Below are 18,154 nucleotides of genomic sequence, written 5' to 3'. Positions count from 1 at the left end.
ACGAAGAAATGTATGCTTTTTATAATAAACAAGGTATTGGAGATGTGTTACTTTTTCCGATTAAATCAACCAATGACAAAATTGATTTTGAAAGAAAACAAGACATTGTGAAAATAATGGATAGAGAAACTAATCAAATTATTGGCTATAATATTTTCCAAGCATCCACTTATTTTGCTTCTTTGGAACAAGGAAAATTAAAAGTAACTGAATCTCTTTTAAGTGAAATAAAACATGCATTTCAACAAAATGGAGTGGAGGATGATTTAGAGCTTGATCTTTCCCCTAAATTTGTGGTGGGGCATGTTCAATCGACTGCACTACATGAAAATGCCGATAAACTAAAGGTATGTAAAGTAGATGTTGGTACGGAAACACTACAAATCGTATGTGGTGCCCCCAACGTGCAGGAAGGACAAAAAGTAGTCGTAGCAAAGGTTGGGGCGATTATGCCTAGCGGTATGGAAATTAAGGAGTCAAATCTTAGAGGAATAGATTCATTTGGTATGATCTGTTCTCAGAAAGAATTGGGCATTCCTAACGCTCCAAAAGAAAAAGGAATCTACGTATTAAATGAAAACATGAAAATAGGAGAAGAATTTCAGCTATAAGCCTTTGTCCATGAACAAAGGTTTTCTTTTTCCTTATAATTTATGGAGAAAAATTCTTGAAGTTATGGAGGATTTTAGAATTTTTCAATCTTTTGAAAAGTTAAGTTTCATCAGCTGCTATTCATTAACAATGATTCATGCTAAAATAGTTAGGATGGAAACTTATCGTACCAATTTGAGGAAGTGAGTGAACGTACGATGTGGAAGGAATTTAAGAATAAGTGGAATAATTTGTTCGATGAGGAATTAGAGAAAACCGAAAAAAATACCGATCATCGACAGATAAGAAGCTTTGGACATAAAACAATAGAATCAAAAATATCTTATCAATATCCTAAAAATAAGCATAATCAACCGAAGGCTATAGAACCAAATACAAAAAAGGTACAAAAAACAAAAGAGCATAACGAGGAAAGAGATAAACCGTTTCAAGAGAGAACACAGCCATTTAAAGCAAGTGATGTTCCTTCTCCAGTCCATGGCTTCCGTGGTTATAAGCAAACGGAGCCAAGCACGATAGATAGAAGAGATGTGCCAAAGGAAATGGGAAAGGAGGAGCCTAAAGCCAATGCACCTGCTCAAGAAGTACATACTAAGGCTATACAAGAGCTACAGACAGAGAAGGTTTTAGAGAATACTCATCGAGCCCTTGGAACAGATGAGATGCCGAACGAAAACAAACAAGATGAATCTGTTAGTAGGTCATTCGATGAAAGAGAAACTGATTTATCTAATCATCAGCCTGAAAGAACGATCGAAGCACAACCCTTATCACACCAGAAATTAAACAAGGAAAGGTCATTTTCGAAAAAGCCAATCAATGTCATGATGACACCGAGAGATAAAAAGGTGTTAGCCGATAGACAGAGGAATATGCCGAATAGACCAAATCAGATGTCAAATAATATCGTGAAAAAGGTACCATTACATTTACTGAATGATGCTTCTGATCATGAAGAGGTGAATCATGAGGAATGGGTGAGGAAGCAGGCGGAAATTTTACAAACAACATTACGGTATTTTCATATCAAGGCGAAGGTAGTAGGTGCTACACAAGGACCTTCTGTTACGAGATTTGAAATTCAACCAGAGCCTGGCGTGAAGGTAAGTAAAATAAAGAATTTATCGGATGACATCAAATTAAATCTTGCAGCAAAGGATATTCGAATGGAAGCTCCCATTCCAGGTAAAAATACCATCGGAATTGAGGTGCCTAATGCAAAGTCTGAACCAGTATTCCTACAACGCATGCTAGAATCGAAAGAATTTCAGGATCAACCCTCTCCACTTACGGTTGCACTAGGGGCTGATATCGAGGGGAATGCGGTAGTAACAGATTTGCAGAAAATGCCACACGGCCTGATTGCAGGGGCTACGGGTTCAGGAAAAAGTGTTTGTATTAACACGATATTAATTAGTATGCTTTACAAGGCGAATCATGAAGAAGTGAAATTTTTATTAATAGATCCGAAAATGGTAGAGCTGACACCATATAATGAGATTCCCCATTTAGTAGCACCAGTAATTACTGATGTAAAAGCGGCAACTTCCTCGCTTAAATGGGCTGTTAGTGAGATGGAGAACCGGTATCAATTGTTTGTCGAAGAACGGGTACGGGATTTAACACGATATAATGAAAAAATGGTCCAGCAAAATCGCACCACTGAAAAATTACCTTATATTGTCATTGTAATAGATGAGCTTGCTGATCTAATGATGACATCACCTCAGGATGTAGAAGATGCTATTTGTCGAATTGCGCAAAAAGCTAGAGCGTGTGGAATACATTTATTAATCGCTACTCAAAGACCTTCGGTGGATGTCATCACTGGTTTGATTAAAGCCAATATACCGACGAGAATAGCTTTTAGTGTTTCATCACAAGTTGATTCGAGAACGATTCTAGATGTAGCTGGAGCCGAGAAGCTACTTGGAAAAGGGGACATGTTATTTATTGAAAATGGCTCTGGTGAAACAAGGAGAATACAAGGCGCTTTCGTATCTGACGAGGAAATTGAAAGAATTACTCACTATGTTAAACAAATGGCATCACCTAATTATCTATTCGAACAGGAACAATTGATTCAACAAATTGATTCATCTGAGGAGCGTGATGAATTGTATTCGGAAGCGATAGAATTTGTTTTGGATCATAATGGCGCTAGTGCTTCATTACTTCAACGGCGTTTTAAAATTGGTTACAACAGAGCGGCACGTTTGATTGACTCGCTAGAACAGGACGGCATAATTTCTGGACAAAATGGTAGTAAGCCCCGAGAAGTGTTAGTGAGTAAAAGTGAAATCTTTGAGCAATAGATGCATTGAATAAGGAAAGACTTGTCGAATAGATGGGATTGTTTTATGATAGATCTATTGGATTTTTAGTCTAGATGAACGTCAGCTAGGCAAATTGTATATAATATGACAACAGACAAATGAAACATAACGATGCCCTTACTATTTAATGAATTTATACGTAAGGATTTCATAAATAATAAGATAACAAAAAATTAATCCATTTATTCGACTGGGCGTTTTCGAAAAGCCATTCTAGGTTTCGCAGTCAAATAACAAGAAGAGAATTCTCTTCGCCATTGAAGGAAGAAGGGAAAAATTAAGAAGGTCAGTTTGTCTGAATGATCAGCCGAACTTACGAGAGATTACAGATGTTGGAGGTTCATTTTATGGGAATTTACCATTTTGTTGGTATAAAAGGAACTGGTATGAGTTCACTTGCGCAAATTTTATCTGATACAGGGATGCAAGTACAAGGTTCTGATATTGATCAATATATTTTTACACAAGACCAATTAGAAAAAAGAGATATACCAATCCTGTCTTTTTCAAAAGAAAATATTAAAGAAGGACTTATTATTATTGCAGGTAATGCATTTAAAGAGGATCATGAGGAAATCAAAGAGGCAAAACGGCTGGGTTTACCCTTTTATCGTTATCATGAATTTTTGGGAGAATGGCTCGGGAAATATACGAGTATTGCAGTTACTGGAGCTCACGGCAAAACCTCTACCACAGGTTTATTAGCACACGTATTGGAAGCATCCTTCCCTATCTCTTATTTAATTGGTGATGGTACAGGTAAGGGAGCACCTGAAAGTAAGTATTTTGTTTTTGAAGCTTGTGAGTATAGACGCCATTTCTTGGCGTATCAGCCAGATTACGCAATTATGACAAATATTGATTTTGACCATCCGGACTATTTTAAGGATATTGAGGATGTCTATTCTGCTTTTCAAGAGATGGCAGAAAACGTCAAAAAAGGAATTATCGCTTGTGGTGATGATGAATATCTTCAATCTATTCAAGCAAAAGTTCCCGTATTATATTATGGTTTAAACGATAACAATGATTTTCAAGCAAAAAGTATTCGAATAGAGAATCAAAGAACAGTTTTTGATGTCTATGTTCGAAATACTTTTTATGATACCTTTGAAATTAATACATTCGGTACACATAATATTTTAAATGCATTAGCTGTGATTGCAATTTGTCATTATGAAGAGATGAATCCAGCACAAATTAAAGAGATAGTGTCTTTCACTGGTGTTAAAAGGCGCTTTTCAGAAAAAAAATGGAACAAACAAGTATTGGTGGATGATTATGCCCATCATCCGAAAGAAATTGAAGCAACAATCGAAGCAGCAAGAAAAAAATATCCAGACAAAGAAATTGTCGCTATTTTTCAACCACATACGTTCTCAAGAACAAAGACATTCTTAAAAGAATTTGGAGATTCTTTATCTGCGGCAGACGCTATTTATCTTTGCGATATTTTTGGCTCAGCAAGAGAAACAAAGGCTGATTTAAGTATTGAAGATTTAAAGGAGCTTATCCCAAATAGTAAAGTATTGGAATTAGATGAAGTAGAAAAACTCAATAATCATGCTAGTGGAGTATTAGTATTTATGGGGGCAGGAGATATTCAAAAATATCAAGATGCTTATGAAAGAATTTTCATTTAAAAAAAAGCAGGAAAATGAATAATTCTTGTAGAATAAAGTAAGGAAAGAAGATTTTTTTCGCTTCTTTCTTTCTTTTTTGTTTAGAAATCTTGTCTTCGGGTATACCATAATTATAATAAACTTTCTAACTAATCGATAATTACATAAAGAGGAGTGAGCTTATGGAAATACTAGGATACCTTGCTGCGATTATAGCTGCAATTGCCTTTGCTGTTCTTGTTGTTTACCTTGTAAAAGTTTTAAAAGAAACACAAAGGACGATGGCAAATGTTGCAGATACTTTAGAAGGCCTAGAGAAACAGATGGAAGGTATTACACTCGAAACAACTGCTTTATTAAACAAAACCAATAAATTGGCAGAGGATATTAATGACAAGGCAACTAGACTAAATACCCTTGTCGATGGAGTAAAGAACATTGGTGACAGTGTAAAAGAATTTACACAGTCGATTAAAAATGTTTCCAAATCAGTGAACCGAGTAGCTGAGGAGAATAAAGAAACGACTGCACAAGCTATTAAGTGGAGTACTGTAGTATTAGAGATGTTTAAAAAAAATAAAACTAGATAATATAGGAGGAATTGGAAATGACAAATCAATCAAACAATTATGAAGACAACAAAAACATCAATAGTAAGGATTTTTTAATTGGCTCTCTGATTGGGGGAATTGTCGGAGCATCATTAGCACTAATTTTTGCACCGAAATCAGGTAAAGAGCTACGTGGGGATTTAAATCAAGGTGCGCATTATGTAAAAGAACGTGCAAACGAATTAAAAGGTGTAGCCTATGAAAAAGGAAATGAATGGAAGAGTTATGCAAAAGATCAATCAGAGAATATAGGAAGAGTAGTATCTGAGAAGTCACAAGACATTACGAAAAAATTAAAAGAAACAAAAGCTACGATCCAAGATAAAATGAAAAATGAAGATGATCCAGAAAAAGCTGCTGAAGAGGTAGCTCAAGCTATTGATGAAGCAGCACGAGAAATAGAATCAGAAGAGAATGCAACAAACATTTAAGAAATAGACTTTTATAAATAGTTACCCGGACTTTATCTAAGTCCGGGATATTTTTTGGTTTATACGTTAGTGCAGTAAGTAATGTGATGATGTGAAAATTTTGAGTCTAAAGTATAAGAAAAGCTAACGCATCCGCTAAAGGAGGAGCGAATGGAAGAAGTTCTATCCTGATTAGTCCAATATTATTTCTATTTCATCATTGGCTTTTAATTCATCTAAAAAGGAAACTTTTTCTCCATTTTTTCTTAATATGACTTTGCCTTTTACATTGGCTAAGTCAAGGGATATGTGGCGGAAAAGATCTTGAAATAGAAAGGGCTCTTCCTTTAATTCTGTAACTTCTAACTTGTCTTGATCATTTATCCTAGCATTTTTTTCAATTGCCTTTCCATTTCGACTCACTTTAATGAACGATTTCGTTAGAACCAGAGGCTCATGATTATAAGTAACAGTAATCGTTTTCTCTGTTGGAATATTTAATTTCAAGAGAATATCCTCTAACAGTGGATGATCGTTAGAGATCAAATCGATTCGATCACCATTTTTAATCGATTGCTCTTTACTAGCAGGCTTTCCATTAATAACTAGCTTCTTACTATAATCTTCTAAGAGCATTTGTTCATTATTCACCCAAATAATGAAGGAATTATTAATGTCTTTGTCTATCCTATTATCCTTTAGGACATCTTGTACCTTAAACTGTTGTTTGAAACTCACTTGATCCCCATCCTGGAGCAGATAATCCGCACCAACTTTTTTCTGATTTACAAAGATTCGCGGGGATAGGTGTTGTTCTTTCTGATTGAAATAAATAGTGATAGGAGTTGGTTCGCCAATAAACTCGCCTATTGTCATTTCAGGGCTTGTCCCGTCCACTCCCTTTGTTATCGTAATATTGTCACCATCATGGATGATGGTATCAATGGTTGCTTTCTGTTGATTAACATAAATAGTTGGGCCTTGTCCAAAGCTTCCCGGTAGCGTCATCTGTTTGCCGTTAAAATCAATCATATATGCCATTCCTGGTCGACCGTAAAGTTTTTGAACCTGAATGCCTGCAGCAAGTAAGGAATCTGCGACAGTTAATTGCTTCATCTCAAAAAGCCGTATGGTACGATCATTTACTGTAAGAGTAACATAATGAACTGGGTTCTGTTTAGCTGCGATCGCTATGCCGATTGGCGTAATAAATTCAGGGCCAATCGGCATATCATCATTTTGTTTTAGTAGAGTAATCGCATCTACTCCTCTAATTGCTACTCGATTCGAAGGGAGCTTCAATTTATTGGCTAGTCGAATAGCAAGCTCCGGCGTCTGACTTCCACCACCGACAAGCATAACAGCCTTAGGTGGCGTTCCGTTTAATGTGAGCATTTCTTCCGCTAGTGCATTTGTCAGATTGTCTACAGCAGGACTTATAACCTCTGCTAAATCTTTGTAGCTTACCTCTTGTTCAAAGCCTAGAATATCTTGTACCTTTGCCGTTTTATGCTTCGTTATTTCCTTTTTGAAAACTTCTGCCTGGTTGAAATCGAGCAAATAATGATCACTAATCGCTTCCGTGATTTCATCACCAGCCTTTGGAACCATGCCATAAGCGGTAACTGCACCTTCAGACGTAAGAGCAATATCACTTGTCCCTGCGCCAATATCCACCAATGCTACATTTAATCGACGCATTGACGGAGGGATTAACACATGTATGGCAGCGATTGGCTCTAGAGTTAAAGCCTCTAATTGAAGATTAGCGCGATGCAATGCAGAAAGCAATGATTCCACCACAATTTTCGGTAAAAATGTAGCAATAATTTCTACCATTGCCTCATCGCCTTGTTGATCAATTAAGGAGCCAATCTCTTCTTGATCAATGTAATATTTCAAAACAGAATAACCGACACAATAGTAATCATTTTCTTTATCCGTAGACTTTTCCTCTGCTAATTGATATTGAGTCTTTTGAACCGCATCGAGTTCTAAAAATAATACATCCTCTTCATTTAATAAAGGCTGTTTCACAATATTTTTTGTGGTATGTGTTCTTTTTGTTTTTAAGGCTCTTCCGGCTGCGGCAACACAAGCCTTGTTTAGTGTTATACCATGCTTTTGTTCCAGGTGTGATTTTACTCGTTGTATGACATTAGATACAGATACGATATCATGGATTTGGCCATCTAGCATAGACCGTTCTTCATGTTCAATGACATAATAATCTAGTAATTGGTATTGATTATCCACTTTCTCCATCAATAATCCAACTACAGATCTTGTTCCAATATCAAGTGCAAACATTTGATCAGACATAGACGTTTTTCCTCTCTGTTATGTAAAAAATTTTAAATTATCTAAAAATATTATAACTAACTGGTGACAAGACGAAAAATTTTAGCTATAATTATCCCTAATTATATAAAAATTATAACATAGTAATTTATAATAGAAGTAGGGGGATTTATAATGAGTAATGAACAATTGGATCAGCTGCGAACAAAGCTTGATGAAATAAACTTAGAAATACTAGAGTTAATTAATAAACGTGCTGAACTAGTGAAAGAAACTGGTCAAGTAAAGGAAAAACAAGGGGCAAATCGTAGCTATGACCCAGTCCGTGAGCGAGATATGCTAAATCTAATTACTAAAAATAATAATGGACCATTTGAAAATTCAACAATTGTTCATTTGTTCAAAGAGATCTTTAAAGCTGGTTTAGAATTACAAGAGGATGACCATTCAAAGGCATTGCTTGTTTCCCGTAAAAAGAAAGCAGAAGATACTGTTATTGATATAAATGGCGACAAATTTGGTGATGGTAATCAACATTTCATCTTCGGACCATGTGCGGTAGAAAGCTACGAACAAGTTGCGGAAGTAGCTAGCGCCATTAAAGAAGAGGGTTTGAAGTTGATCCGAGGTGGAGCATTTAAACCTAGAACCTCCCCATATGATTTCCAAGGGTTAGGATTTGAGGGCTTAGAAATATTAAAACGCGTATCAGACGAATATGGTTTAGCGGTCGTAAGTGAAATTGTCAATCCTGCTCATATCGAAGAAGCCATTAATTATATTGACGTAATTCAAATTGGTGCTCGTAACATGCAAAACTTTGAATTATTGAAAGCGGCAGGAGAGACCAATAAGCCCGTATTATTAAAACGCGGAATGTCCGCTACGATTTCTGATTTTATTAATGCTGCGGAATATATTAATTCTAAAGGGAATGGACAAATTATTCTTTGTGAGCGTGGTATAAGAACATATGAAAAAGCAACAAGAAATACTTTAGATATAACAGCAGTACCTATTCTAAAACAAGAGACACACTTACCAGTAATGGTGGATGTTACACACTCTACAGGTAGAAGAGACTTATTGCTGCCAGCAGCAAAAGCAGCGCTTGCGATTGGTGCTGATGGTGTGATGGCAGAGGTGCATCCTGATCCTGCTGTTGCTCTATCTGATTCCGCACAGCAAATGGATATTCCAACATTCCATAACTTTATGAATGAGTTATTGCAAAGAAAATAAACGATTTGCATCTGCATGAAAAAGTTCATCTTCTATTTACGTGATACTTGAATTTAAGACAGAGCAAAACCTCTTGCATGAATAAGACTGCAAGAGGTTTTTCAATGCATGTAAAGTATAAAAGCTTTAAGCATTGTAGTTAAAGACACGAATGTTGGTAGGAAGCTAAGTATATAACAATAATGACATATATTTGCGTATTTTGATACTTATTGTCGTATAGTTTGGATAGGATCGTGTATACTGAAAATTAACAGTATATCCTTTAAAATTTTTGCATTCATAGGTTTTGATAACGAGCTTTAGGGAAATAATTTATTTATAGGATACTTGTTTTTTTGAGAAATTCATCATACTTTAAGCTAGAATAATATGAAAAAAAATCGAATTTTATGCGAAATATTGTAAATTAATCTATGAGTTTTGTTATAATAGTAATGATATACTATCCTTTTTGGACTGGTTTTAATTCGTGGAATAAATACTAGTAATGGATGATGAAAAAATATACTAATGAAACTAATAATTTTTGGAGGTTTAGAAAATGAATGTAACCATTTATGATGTAGCAAGAGAAGCAAATGTGTCTATGGCTACAGTATCAAGAGTAGTGAATGGTAATCCGAATGTGAAACCGGCTACTCGTAAAAAAGTATTGAATACGATTGAACGGCTAGGATATCGTCCAAATGCCGTAGCAAGAGGTTTAGCAAGTAAAAAGACAACAACGGTTGGAGTTATTATCCCTGACATCTCAAGTATCTTTTTCTCTGAGTTAGCACGAGGAATTGATGATATTGCTACAATGTACAAATATAATATTATTTTAAGTAACTCTGACCAAAATAAAGATAAAGAGCTTCGATTAATCAATACAATGTTTGAAAAACAAGTAGATGGTCTCATATATATGGGAGCAACCATTTCAGAAGAGCATGTGCAACAACTAAAAACATCACCTGTTCCAGTTGCTCTTGCGGCTACAATTGATGCGACAGAGACTATTCCATCGGTTAATATTGATTATGAACAAGCGGCATTTGAAGCGACATCCCACTTAATCAATAATGGGACAAAGCATCCTTTCTACGTAACTGGGGAGGAAGAATCGGTCGTTAATGAGCTTAAATATAAAGGTTATGAACGAGCGATTACCGAAGCAAAACAAGCGGTTAATGAAGATTATGTAATAAAAGGTGAATTTTCTTATGAATTTGGAGTACAAGCAGCAAACCAAATTATTCAATTAAAGGATTATCCAAAGGCTGTTTTTGCGGCAACTGATGAGATTGCTTTAGGAATTATACACGGGTTACAAGACAATGGGGTAAAAGTCCCAGAGGATGTAGAAGTATTTGGTTTTGATAATACGAGACTTGCGACAATGGTTCGACCAACATTAACAACAGTTGTTCAGCCAATGTATGATATCGGTGCTGTTGCTATGCGTTTACTTACTAAATTTATGAACAAAGAAAATGTAGATGAACAAAATGTCGTTTTACCACATCAAATTGTCAAAAGAAACTCAACAAAACAAAATTAATGCCGATACTATTGGTGTAATGTAATTTTCCTTTTTTAGTGAGATATTTTAATGCTTTTCATAGTTTAGGGAGAGAAAAAAATGAAAAAGAGAGACATTTTTACACCAATTGGTATTACGGTAGGATTTATGATGATCATGTTCGGAATTGTATCAAGTGGAGGAATGGGAGGCTTTGTTGGTTTTATTCACGGGTCTTCCGTTCTTATCGTTCTTGGAGGATTAGTTGCTGCACTTTTGGTTAATTTTAATATTAAACAAATCAAAACAACGAAAGATGTTCTTCAAGAAACCTTCAGACGAAATGACCATGATCTTGCAGAATTAATTACACTATTTGAAAGATTGTCAGAAAGAGCTAGAAGAGAAGGGCTTCTAGCATTAGAAAATGAATTAGAAGAAGTAGAAGATCCATTTATTAAAAAAGGGGTTCTACTAGCGATTGATGGAATTGAGCCAGAAGTGATCAATGACATTATGAATGCAGAAATTGATGCAATGGAAGATAGACATTATCGTGGAAGATTAATCATTGAAAAGGCGGGCGAATACGCGCCAGCATGGGGAATGATTGGTACATTAATTGGCTTAATTTTAATGCTACAAAATTTACAAGACCCAGAAACCCTTGGCCCGAGCATGGCAGTTTCCCTTATTACGACTTTCTATGGATCTGTATTAGCTAATCTTGTATTTTTGCCAATGGCAGGTAAATTAGAAGAAAAGACAAATGAAGAAGTTTTTATCAAACAGGTGATCATCGAAGGTGTTATCGGTGTCCAATCTGGACAGAATCCTAGAATTTTAAATGAGAAATTGAGTGCATTTCTATCTGATAAAGTAAAAAATAAAAAAGAAGATGTGGAAGAGTTAGTAGAGGAGTCTTTCAATGAGGCGTAATAGAGAAAGACGTAAATCTGTTGACAAAGGTGCCCCAAAATGGATGGTTACGTATTCTGATATGGTCACTTTAATTCTAGTCTTCTTTATCTTATTATTTACTATGTCCCAAATTGATGCTGAAAAATTCAAAAAGGTTGCCGAAGCATTAAGAGCTGAAAATATTTTTGATTCCATGCCATCCATTGTTGAAAAAGAAAATGCGATGAATGAGGTTAAAGGTCTAAATGATGAAATGGAAGAAAAGAATGATGTGACCGATCAACCGAAGGAAACACCAGAGGTACATAATGCAGAGATAACGGAAAATAAAGATACATTAGATGAATTGTTAGCTGAGGTCGAGAGATTCTTAAATGAAAACAATTTGAATGATGTTATTTCCGCTTCTAGAACAGATCAAGGTGTTGTTCTTGTTCTACAGGAGAATGTGTTGTTCGAAACAGGGGAAGCAGATGTTCTTGAGCCTGCCAAACCTTTTCTCGATAAAGTTTCTACCTTAATTTCCAATATTCCTAACGAAGTAAGAGTGGAGGGTCATACGGATGATCGACCTATCTCTAACTATCGTTACCCTTCTAACTGGGAATTATCGGTTGCAAGGGCAAGTAGTGTAATACGCTATATCTTAGCGAATAATAACTTTGACTCCTCTCGATTTATCGCAGCCGGTTTTGGTGACACTCGCCCTGTTGTTCCAAATAATTCTCCAGAGAATTGGAGTAAAAATAGAAGGGTAGAAATGGTGATCTTAGAATTAGATGTGAAAGAGTAAGGATGCTTAGAGCATCCTTTTTTAGTTTTTGGCGTTTTCCACAAATTTCAAGACTTGCTCTAACACTTGTCGATTAAATTCGCTAATTTCCTTTCTTCGTGGAATTGCTTTATAATTCTCCAATGAGTCATGCCAAGTAGTAGGTAAAGTGACTGGACTTTCTTTTTGCCATTCTTCAATCCAATCAGATGAGATGGCACCAGAAAATGAAGTGTTTGTCTGCATAATATTCCATAGCTGTGCCCAAGCTCGTGGAACAACTCGCCAAATATCATACCCTCCACCACCAAGCGCTACCCACTTCCCACCACAATATTGTTGAGCAAGCTGATGGATTTTTTTCGGTATTGTTTCATAGATTTTCATAGTAGTATGCATATGTGTTAAAGGATCTAGATAATGAGTATCTGTTCCGTGCTGACTCACGATAATATCAGGCTGAAAATAACTAGCAATTTTGTCGATCGATTCGTTAAACGTATGTAAATAGGAATCATCTTCTGTGAATGCATCTAATGGAAAATTAAAGCTATATCCAAAGCCTTTTTTTATCCCACGTTCACTAATCTTCCCTGTCCCTGGATATAAATATCTGCCAGTTTCGTGAAAGGAAACGGTACAGACGTTAGGATCATCATAGAAACAGTGCTGTACCCCGTCACCGTGATGGGCGTCTATATCAATATATAAAACTTTAAGGTGATAATGTTGACGAATATATTGAATGGTGATAGCAATATCATTTAATATACAAAATCCAGATGCATGTGTCGGAAAGCCATGGTGAAGTCCTCCCGCTAAATTCAAGGCATGATCTACTTGGTTTGTTAGAACAAGGTTAGCAGCTTCTATACTACCACCAACTATTCGTCTAGCGGCATCATACATATTCTGAAACATAGGGGTATCTGTTGTCCCTATTCCATAAATCTCTTGATTAGCTACAGGCTCGAGTTTACTAGCATGTTTCACTGCATGGATATATTCTGGAGAATGAATGGATAAAATGTCTTCTTCCTCTGCCACAGGAGGAGTAATCACTTGATCTATAGTAAGGGCATGGTGATTTTCTAATAATTTTTTGGTCAAGAGAATTCTCTTTTGATTAAAGGGATGATTTTCATGGAAAGAATAGGCTAGAAAATCATCTGAGTAAACAAATGCTGCCTTACAAGCGTTCATTCGTTATCCTCCCTCATTGGTGTCACAACTTCAAATTCCTTACTCTGTTTGATATCATGGATCATATTCATTGGGTTCATTGTTTGAATCCGAAACACCAGTATTTTAAAGCCCGATTGCTGTGGAGTAGGATAGGTGTACACAGAAACAATTTTAATATTGCGCTTGGAGAAGAAAGTGCTTACATCTGAAAGTATACCCACTCGATCCGGTACCCTTATTTCTAAACGTGTACTTGGTCCTTGTGTTCCGGTTAATTGTATAAAGGCATAGAGCAAGTCTTTTTCTGTGACCATTCCAATTAATTTCTTTTGATGGACAACTGGGACACACGCAAATTCCTTTTCGTAAAAAATATTTGCCACCTCTTCAAACAGTTCATCAGGGTGTGTGGTAACAACAGGTGATGACATAATTTGATCAATGGTGTGGTCTAATAATGCTTGATTAATCTCAGAGTCAAGTATAGAGGGACTAGCATCACGGATATCACGATCTGATACGATTCCTATCAAATGTTGATCGTCATCTACGATTGGAATATGACGAATGTGATGCTTGTGTAATAAAGACAATGCATCTGCAATGGTATTATGCTTCTTGAGACTGATTACCTTTTTCTTCATAATTTCTTGGACAAACATGGCTACCATCCTTTCTATGCATTTAAAAATCTTAATTGATCGAATAGCTTCCTATCTTTTTCTCTTACGTTTTTTCCAATACGAACCATTAAACAGTTGGCAGGATGTGCCATGATTTCTGGATCATTAGTAGGGGCCGGGGTTAGCCCACCAGCAAACATCATTTTTTCCATAATCTTACGATAATCCCACACACTTAGCTTTGAATTGTTCAAATCCCAATGCCAATAATATTCTGTGGAAATAATGATGTAATTTTCCATAAATGGATCAGTAACAGATAGCTCAATTAGCTTGGATCCCAATCCTATTCCACGATAAGAAGGAGCTATTTCAATCGCTCCTAATTCTAATAAATTTTCCATATAAAAGGTAGACCATCTTTCAATAGGGTCGGGGTGTAAAAATGTCACATAACCAATAATTACTTTTTCCGATATGGCAACGTTCACTCGGCCTTCCTCAAGATTAGCAATTTCGATGAGTGCTTGATGCTGTTGATTAGCCCTACGAAAGGAATCAAGTCGTGAATGCAATGGGTATTGCTTCAATTCTTCTTCTGTCATTGGTCCTTTTAGCTGAATTTCTCCTAATGATGTTGATAAATGGCTGGAGAATGTTTTTTTGGAATGGATCAATGGAAGTATCACCTCTTTGTACTCTAGTACCTTTATTATACAAAAGAAACCCCTGATCATCAAAAGTCGATCAGGGGCAGGATGGATCATTCTTCTTGTTTCTTGTCTTCTTTTTTCGCAGATTCTTTTTTCTCTTCTTTCTTTACATCCTTTGAAGAGCTTGTCTCTTTTTCACTTTTTCCTTCTTCTTTTTTCTTCTTTTCTTCCACTTTCGTATCACCATAGACGACACTTTTAGATGGTCGTGATTCTAGACCTGAATAATCAACTGCTCGTATGTGATATACCGCATTATTATCAGGAACTTTAAAGCTAGTGGACGTTGTGCTACCAACCCGTTGAAATTTATCACTGGAGCTACTTGAGCGATAAATTCGGTAGCCAACAACGTCACTGCTACTTGAGTCATTCCACTTTAATGTTTGACCTGAAACCTGAAGTGTAGATGGTGGGTTAGGATTTTCCCCATTTGTTTTTAACGTTCCACTATTAGGGAAGGTTAGTTTTAACCATCCACCAGATGCGTTTCTAGGTATCAATTGCTTGATATTTGATAATTTGTCATAACCCTTTTCTTTCAACCATTCAGGGTTAAAAATGGCACCTTCCTCTTTCGTAAATTCACTTGGTGTCTTATCACTTGCTAGTACAGCCTTGTCACCAACCATTACATAATTTTCGCGAATTAAACTGTTATCCTTTTCAGTAGGTACGTATTTCGCATTGTAAATATCCGTTCGGACAAGACCTAAATCTTTACATACATCTGATGGCAGATCTCCTGATGTTGCACAATAGCTTCTAGAAACAATACCATCAGGTCGTTCAAATGATTGGGATGGCGCCATTAATTCAGGACGAACCTCCGTAGCCGCATTGACAAGCTTGCCCCAAAAGATATTATTTCGACTACTATAACCTTGCGAATCTAACTGCTGGTTATAGTCATAGCCCATCCATGTACCGATCGTTACATTCGGATTCGTTGCTACAAACCATGTATCTTGGAAGTCGTTTGACGTACCCGTCTTTCCGGCCCAGTCCACACTTTTGTTAGTTAAAGTTGCTCTAGCTGCTGTACCTGTACCACGAGTTAATACGTCACGCATCATATCAATGGTCAAATAGCTTGTTTGAGGGCTAAAGACTTCTTCTGATTCACCTTTATGTTCATATACAACCTTGCCATCTTTTGTTTCAATTTTTTCAATCATGTAAGCATCCACGAAATTTCCCATGTTTCCAAATGTAGCATAAGCATTGACATTCTCCTCGACAGTAACCCCATTGTAGGGACTACCTAGTGTTAAGGAGAGATTTTCATAATCACTATGTCCTTGAACCTCTGTTAATCCGTCAAAGCCCATCTTATCTAAAAATAGCTTGGCTGGATTTTGATCTAAGATTTTGTCATAAACCTGCAATGCTGAAATGTTATGAGATTTGTATAATGCTTCCCTTACAGAAACTAATCCATAATACCCTCCAGTGTAGTTAGTAGGAGGTCGATTATAGCCTCTAAAGTTCTTGGCAACATCGGCGACGACTGAGCCTGGCTGTACAACTCCTAATTCCATAGCTGGTGCATATGCTGCTAATGGCTTCATGGTACTACCATTAGGGTTTCTCGTTTCTGTTGCATGATTGTATTGAGATGTTTCAAAGTCACGACCACCGACAAAGCTTAATATTCTACCAGTACTGTTTTCAATTAAAATACTTCCCACTTGTACTGGCTGTAGTCCTAACTGTTCCATTTCACCAGTTTCAGGATTTTCTACCATAATTGGTTCATTCGTATTTTCATTTACTGCTAATTTATCTCTTCCATAATTATCATAGCTTTTCGCCACTTGTTGAAAAACATCATAGAGCTTTTTATCGATGGTAGAATGGATACGGTAACCGTTACTTCCGAGCTCTCGTTCTGCTCTAATTTGGTACTCTTCTTGAAGAACATCACTAGATGCTAAATCCTCAGCGGTGTATCCATCTTGCTCTGCTAACACATTAGTGAGGATATCAATAGATCGCTCTTTTAATTCTTTCACAAGCCAAGGGTATTCCTCCAGCATCGAATCCTCTGGTTTTTTAAAATCTGCCACGATATCATAGTTAACTGCTTCGTCATATTGCTTTTTATCAATATAACCAGCATCTAGCATCCGTGACAATACAGTTTTCATTTTGGTTAGACCAGGTTCTAAGCCAGCTTGATCCTTTAATCCACCATTATTAACAAAAGGTGTGTAATAAGAAGGACTTTGAGGCAAACCGGCGATATAAGCAGATTGTGCTAAGTTAAGATCAGCCGCATTTACACCGAAAATTCCCTGAGCAGCTGTTTGTACTCCTGCAATGTTTTGACCAGATGCATTTCTACCAAATGGTACGATATTTAAATAGGCCTCAAGAATCTCATCTTTTTCAAAGAATTTCTCCAATCTTAAGGCTAATAACATTTCCTTTGCTTTTCGTTCAAAAGAAACTTCATTGGTTAGCAGCTGGTTTTTAATAATTTGTTGTGTAAGTGTACTCCCACCTGTTTTCGTCTGAGCGTTCGTCACCTCTTGGAATACAGCACGTAAAATAGCTTTCGGGACAACACCATTGTGTGTTTCGAAATACTCGTCCTCTGTAGCAATAATTGCTTTCTTAACAAATTCGCTTACTTTGTCTAAGGAGACTTCATCCCTTTGTAAATCTGTTTGAACATCTGCTAGGAATTGATTCTCGGCAAAATATAATTCAGAAGTCTCTTCATAATTATAAATAGCTGTAGACATTTCCTCTTTTGTTTGGATTTCCTCATCAGACACTAGGGAAGCAAAATAGCCTGCACCTAGCCCACCGACAAAAAAGAAACCAATGATAGCGAGAGTTATAAAAAATAACATTATATTCCAAATGATGTGATAACTTATTCTTGCAGATCTTTGAATCTTGTTTTTCTTCCAAAGTTCCCAAAAAGAGTGCCAGCCTTTTTGTATGTATTGCCAGCATATATGAAAGAAGTTTTTATTATTCATTCAACAAACCTCCATTTCCCCAATCATTATTATAGCATAATCGTCAATGTAAAATGCTTTCTTTTTTTGATTTGAATGGTGTCTATGAGTGAGGATCATGACGTTTTCTTTGCAAATGATAAAAATATTAAATTTTTATTGCATTTCATTTAGATATATGCTAAAAATGTAATAATAACTTTATAAGCTAAACGTTGATTGATTGCAGTAAGGACATGATTCCCTTATGAAGAGAGCTAACGGTCGGTGGAAGTTAGTAATAATCATGGAATGAATTACGATCAGGAGTTTCTTCATGAAGATGAA

The 18,154-nt window shown here is 36.3% G+C and carries 14 protein-coding genes and 1 other annotated feature (1 of these 15 running past the window's edge); of the genes, 9 read left to right on the top strand and 5 right to left on the bottom strand.

Translation table 11 applies throughout. From position 1 onward, the window contains the following. The first annotated feature begins 8 nt into the window (after positions 1 to 8). The 5 genes from ytpR (at position 9) to ACZ5R4_RS05630 (ending at position 5,612) form a co-directional block, all read left to right on the top strand. On the top strand, positions 9 to 611 hold the full coding sequence (gene ytpR / locus ACZ5R4_RS05650; protein ID WP_109983018.1) for a YtpR family tRNA-binding protein: 603 nt from the start codon (positions 9 to 11) through the stop codon (positions 609 to 611). A 198-nt stretch (positions 612 to 809) separates the two neighbouring features. Continuing rightward, entirely contained in the window at positions 810 to 2,927 is a 2,118-nt protein-coding gene (locus tag ACZ5R4_RS05645; RefSeq protein WP_464368180.1) for a DNA translocase FtsK, read from the top strand. A gap of 368 nt (positions 2,928 to 3,295) precedes the next feature. Further along, positions 3,296 to 4,591, top strand: coding sequence for a UDP-N-acetylmuramate--L-alanine ligase (murC, locus tag ACZ5R4_RS05640; protein ID WP_109983016.1), 1,296 nt, complete (start codon positions 3,296 to 3,298; stop codon positions 4,589 to 4,591). A gap of 161 nt (positions 4,592 to 4,752) precedes the next feature. After that, complete coding sequence (locus ACZ5R4_RS05635; protein WP_054789097.1) at positions 4,753 to 5,160, top strand: DUF948 domain-containing protein; 408 nt, start codon at positions 4,753 to 4,755, stop codon at positions 5,158 to 5,160. Positions 5,161 to 5,177: 17 nt separating this feature from the next. Then, a complete protein-coding gene (locus ACZ5R4_RS05630) occupies positions 5,178 to 5,612 on the top strand; it encodes a YtxH domain-containing protein (RefSeq protein ID WP_277678819.1) in 435 nt (144 codons plus the stop codon). Between the two features lie 171 nt (positions 5,613 to 5,783). Here ACZ5R4_RS05630 and ACZ5R4_RS05625 read toward each other — a convergent pair whose 3' ends face one another. Beyond that, positions 5,784 to 7,913, bottom strand: coding sequence for a cell division protein FtsA (locus ACZ5R4_RS05625; protein WP_464368179.1), 2,130 nt, complete (start codon positions 7,911 to 7,913; stop codon positions 5,784 to 5,786). 153 nt (positions 7,914 to 8,066) lie between these two features. On the opposite strand from ACZ5R4_RS05625, the gene ACZ5R4_RS05620 reads away from it, so the two are divergent. From ACZ5R4_RS05620 to motS, 4 genes are all read left to right on the top strand, one after another. Further along, entirely contained in the window at positions 8,067 to 9,134 is a 1,068-nt protein-coding gene (locus ACZ5R4_RS05620) for a bifunctional 3-deoxy-7-phosphoheptulonate synthase/chorismate mutase (RefSeq protein ID WP_054789096.1), read from the top strand. 544 nt (positions 9,135 to 9,678) lie between these two features. Further along, the gene (gene ccpA / locus ACZ5R4_RS05615; protein WP_464368178.1) at positions 9,679 to 10,680 is read left to right on the top strand and encodes a catabolite control protein A; all 1,002 of its coding nucleotides are present in this window, start codon (positions 9,679 to 9,681) and stop codon (positions 10,678 to 10,680) included. A gap of 81 nt (positions 10,681 to 10,761) precedes the next feature. After that, complete coding sequence (motP, locus tag ACZ5R4_RS05610) at positions 10,762 to 11,580, top strand: flagellar motor protein MotP (protein WP_109983012.1); 819 nt, start codon at positions 10,762 to 10,764, stop codon at positions 11,578 to 11,580. Next, positions 11,570 to 12,355, top strand: coding sequence for a flagellar motor protein MotS (motS, locus tag ACZ5R4_RS05605; protein WP_464368177.1), 786 nt, complete (start codon positions 11,570 to 11,572; stop codon positions 12,353 to 12,355). Before motP ends, motS begins: the two co-directional genes overlap by 11 nt. A 21-nt stretch (positions 12,356 to 12,376) precedes the next feature. Here the strand turns inward: motS and ACZ5R4_RS05600 are convergent, their stop codons facing one another. The 4 genes from ACZ5R4_RS05600 to ACZ5R4_RS05585 form a co-directional block, all read right to left on the bottom strand. After that, entirely contained in the window at positions 12,377 to 13,537 is a 1,161-nt protein-coding gene (locus tag ACZ5R4_RS05600) for an acetoin utilization protein AcuC (RefSeq protein ID WP_109983011.1), read from the bottom strand. Continuing rightward, complete coding sequence (locus ACZ5R4_RS05595) at positions 13,534 to 14,181, bottom strand: CBS domain-containing protein (RefSeq protein ID WP_054861393.1); 648 nt, start codon at positions 14,179 to 14,181, stop codon at positions 13,534 to 13,536. The genes ACZ5R4_RS05600 and ACZ5R4_RS05595 overlap by 4 nt, the downstream gene beginning before the upstream one ends. A 14-nt stretch (positions 14,182 to 14,195) precedes the next feature. Continuing rightward, entirely contained in the window at positions 14,196 to 14,819 is a 624-nt protein-coding gene (locus ACZ5R4_RS05590; RefSeq protein WP_464368176.1) for a GNAT family N-acetyltransferase, read from the bottom strand. A gap of 86 nt (positions 14,820 to 14,905) precedes the next feature. After that, a complete protein-coding gene (locus ACZ5R4_RS05585) occupies positions 14,906 to 17,848 on the bottom strand; it encodes a transglycosylase domain-containing protein (RefSeq protein ID WP_464368175.1) in 2,943 nt (980 codons plus the stop codon). Positions 17,849 to 18,033: 185 nt separating this feature from the next. Next, positions 18,034 to 18,154 (top strand) — a binding site (T-box leader); it runs 86 nt beyond the window's last position.

Source organism: Gracilibacillus sp. JCM 18860 (assembly GCF_055395245.1).
The sequence above is the reverse complement of the archived record's forward strand: the minus strand, read 5'-3'. Positions and strand labels throughout refer to the sequence as shown.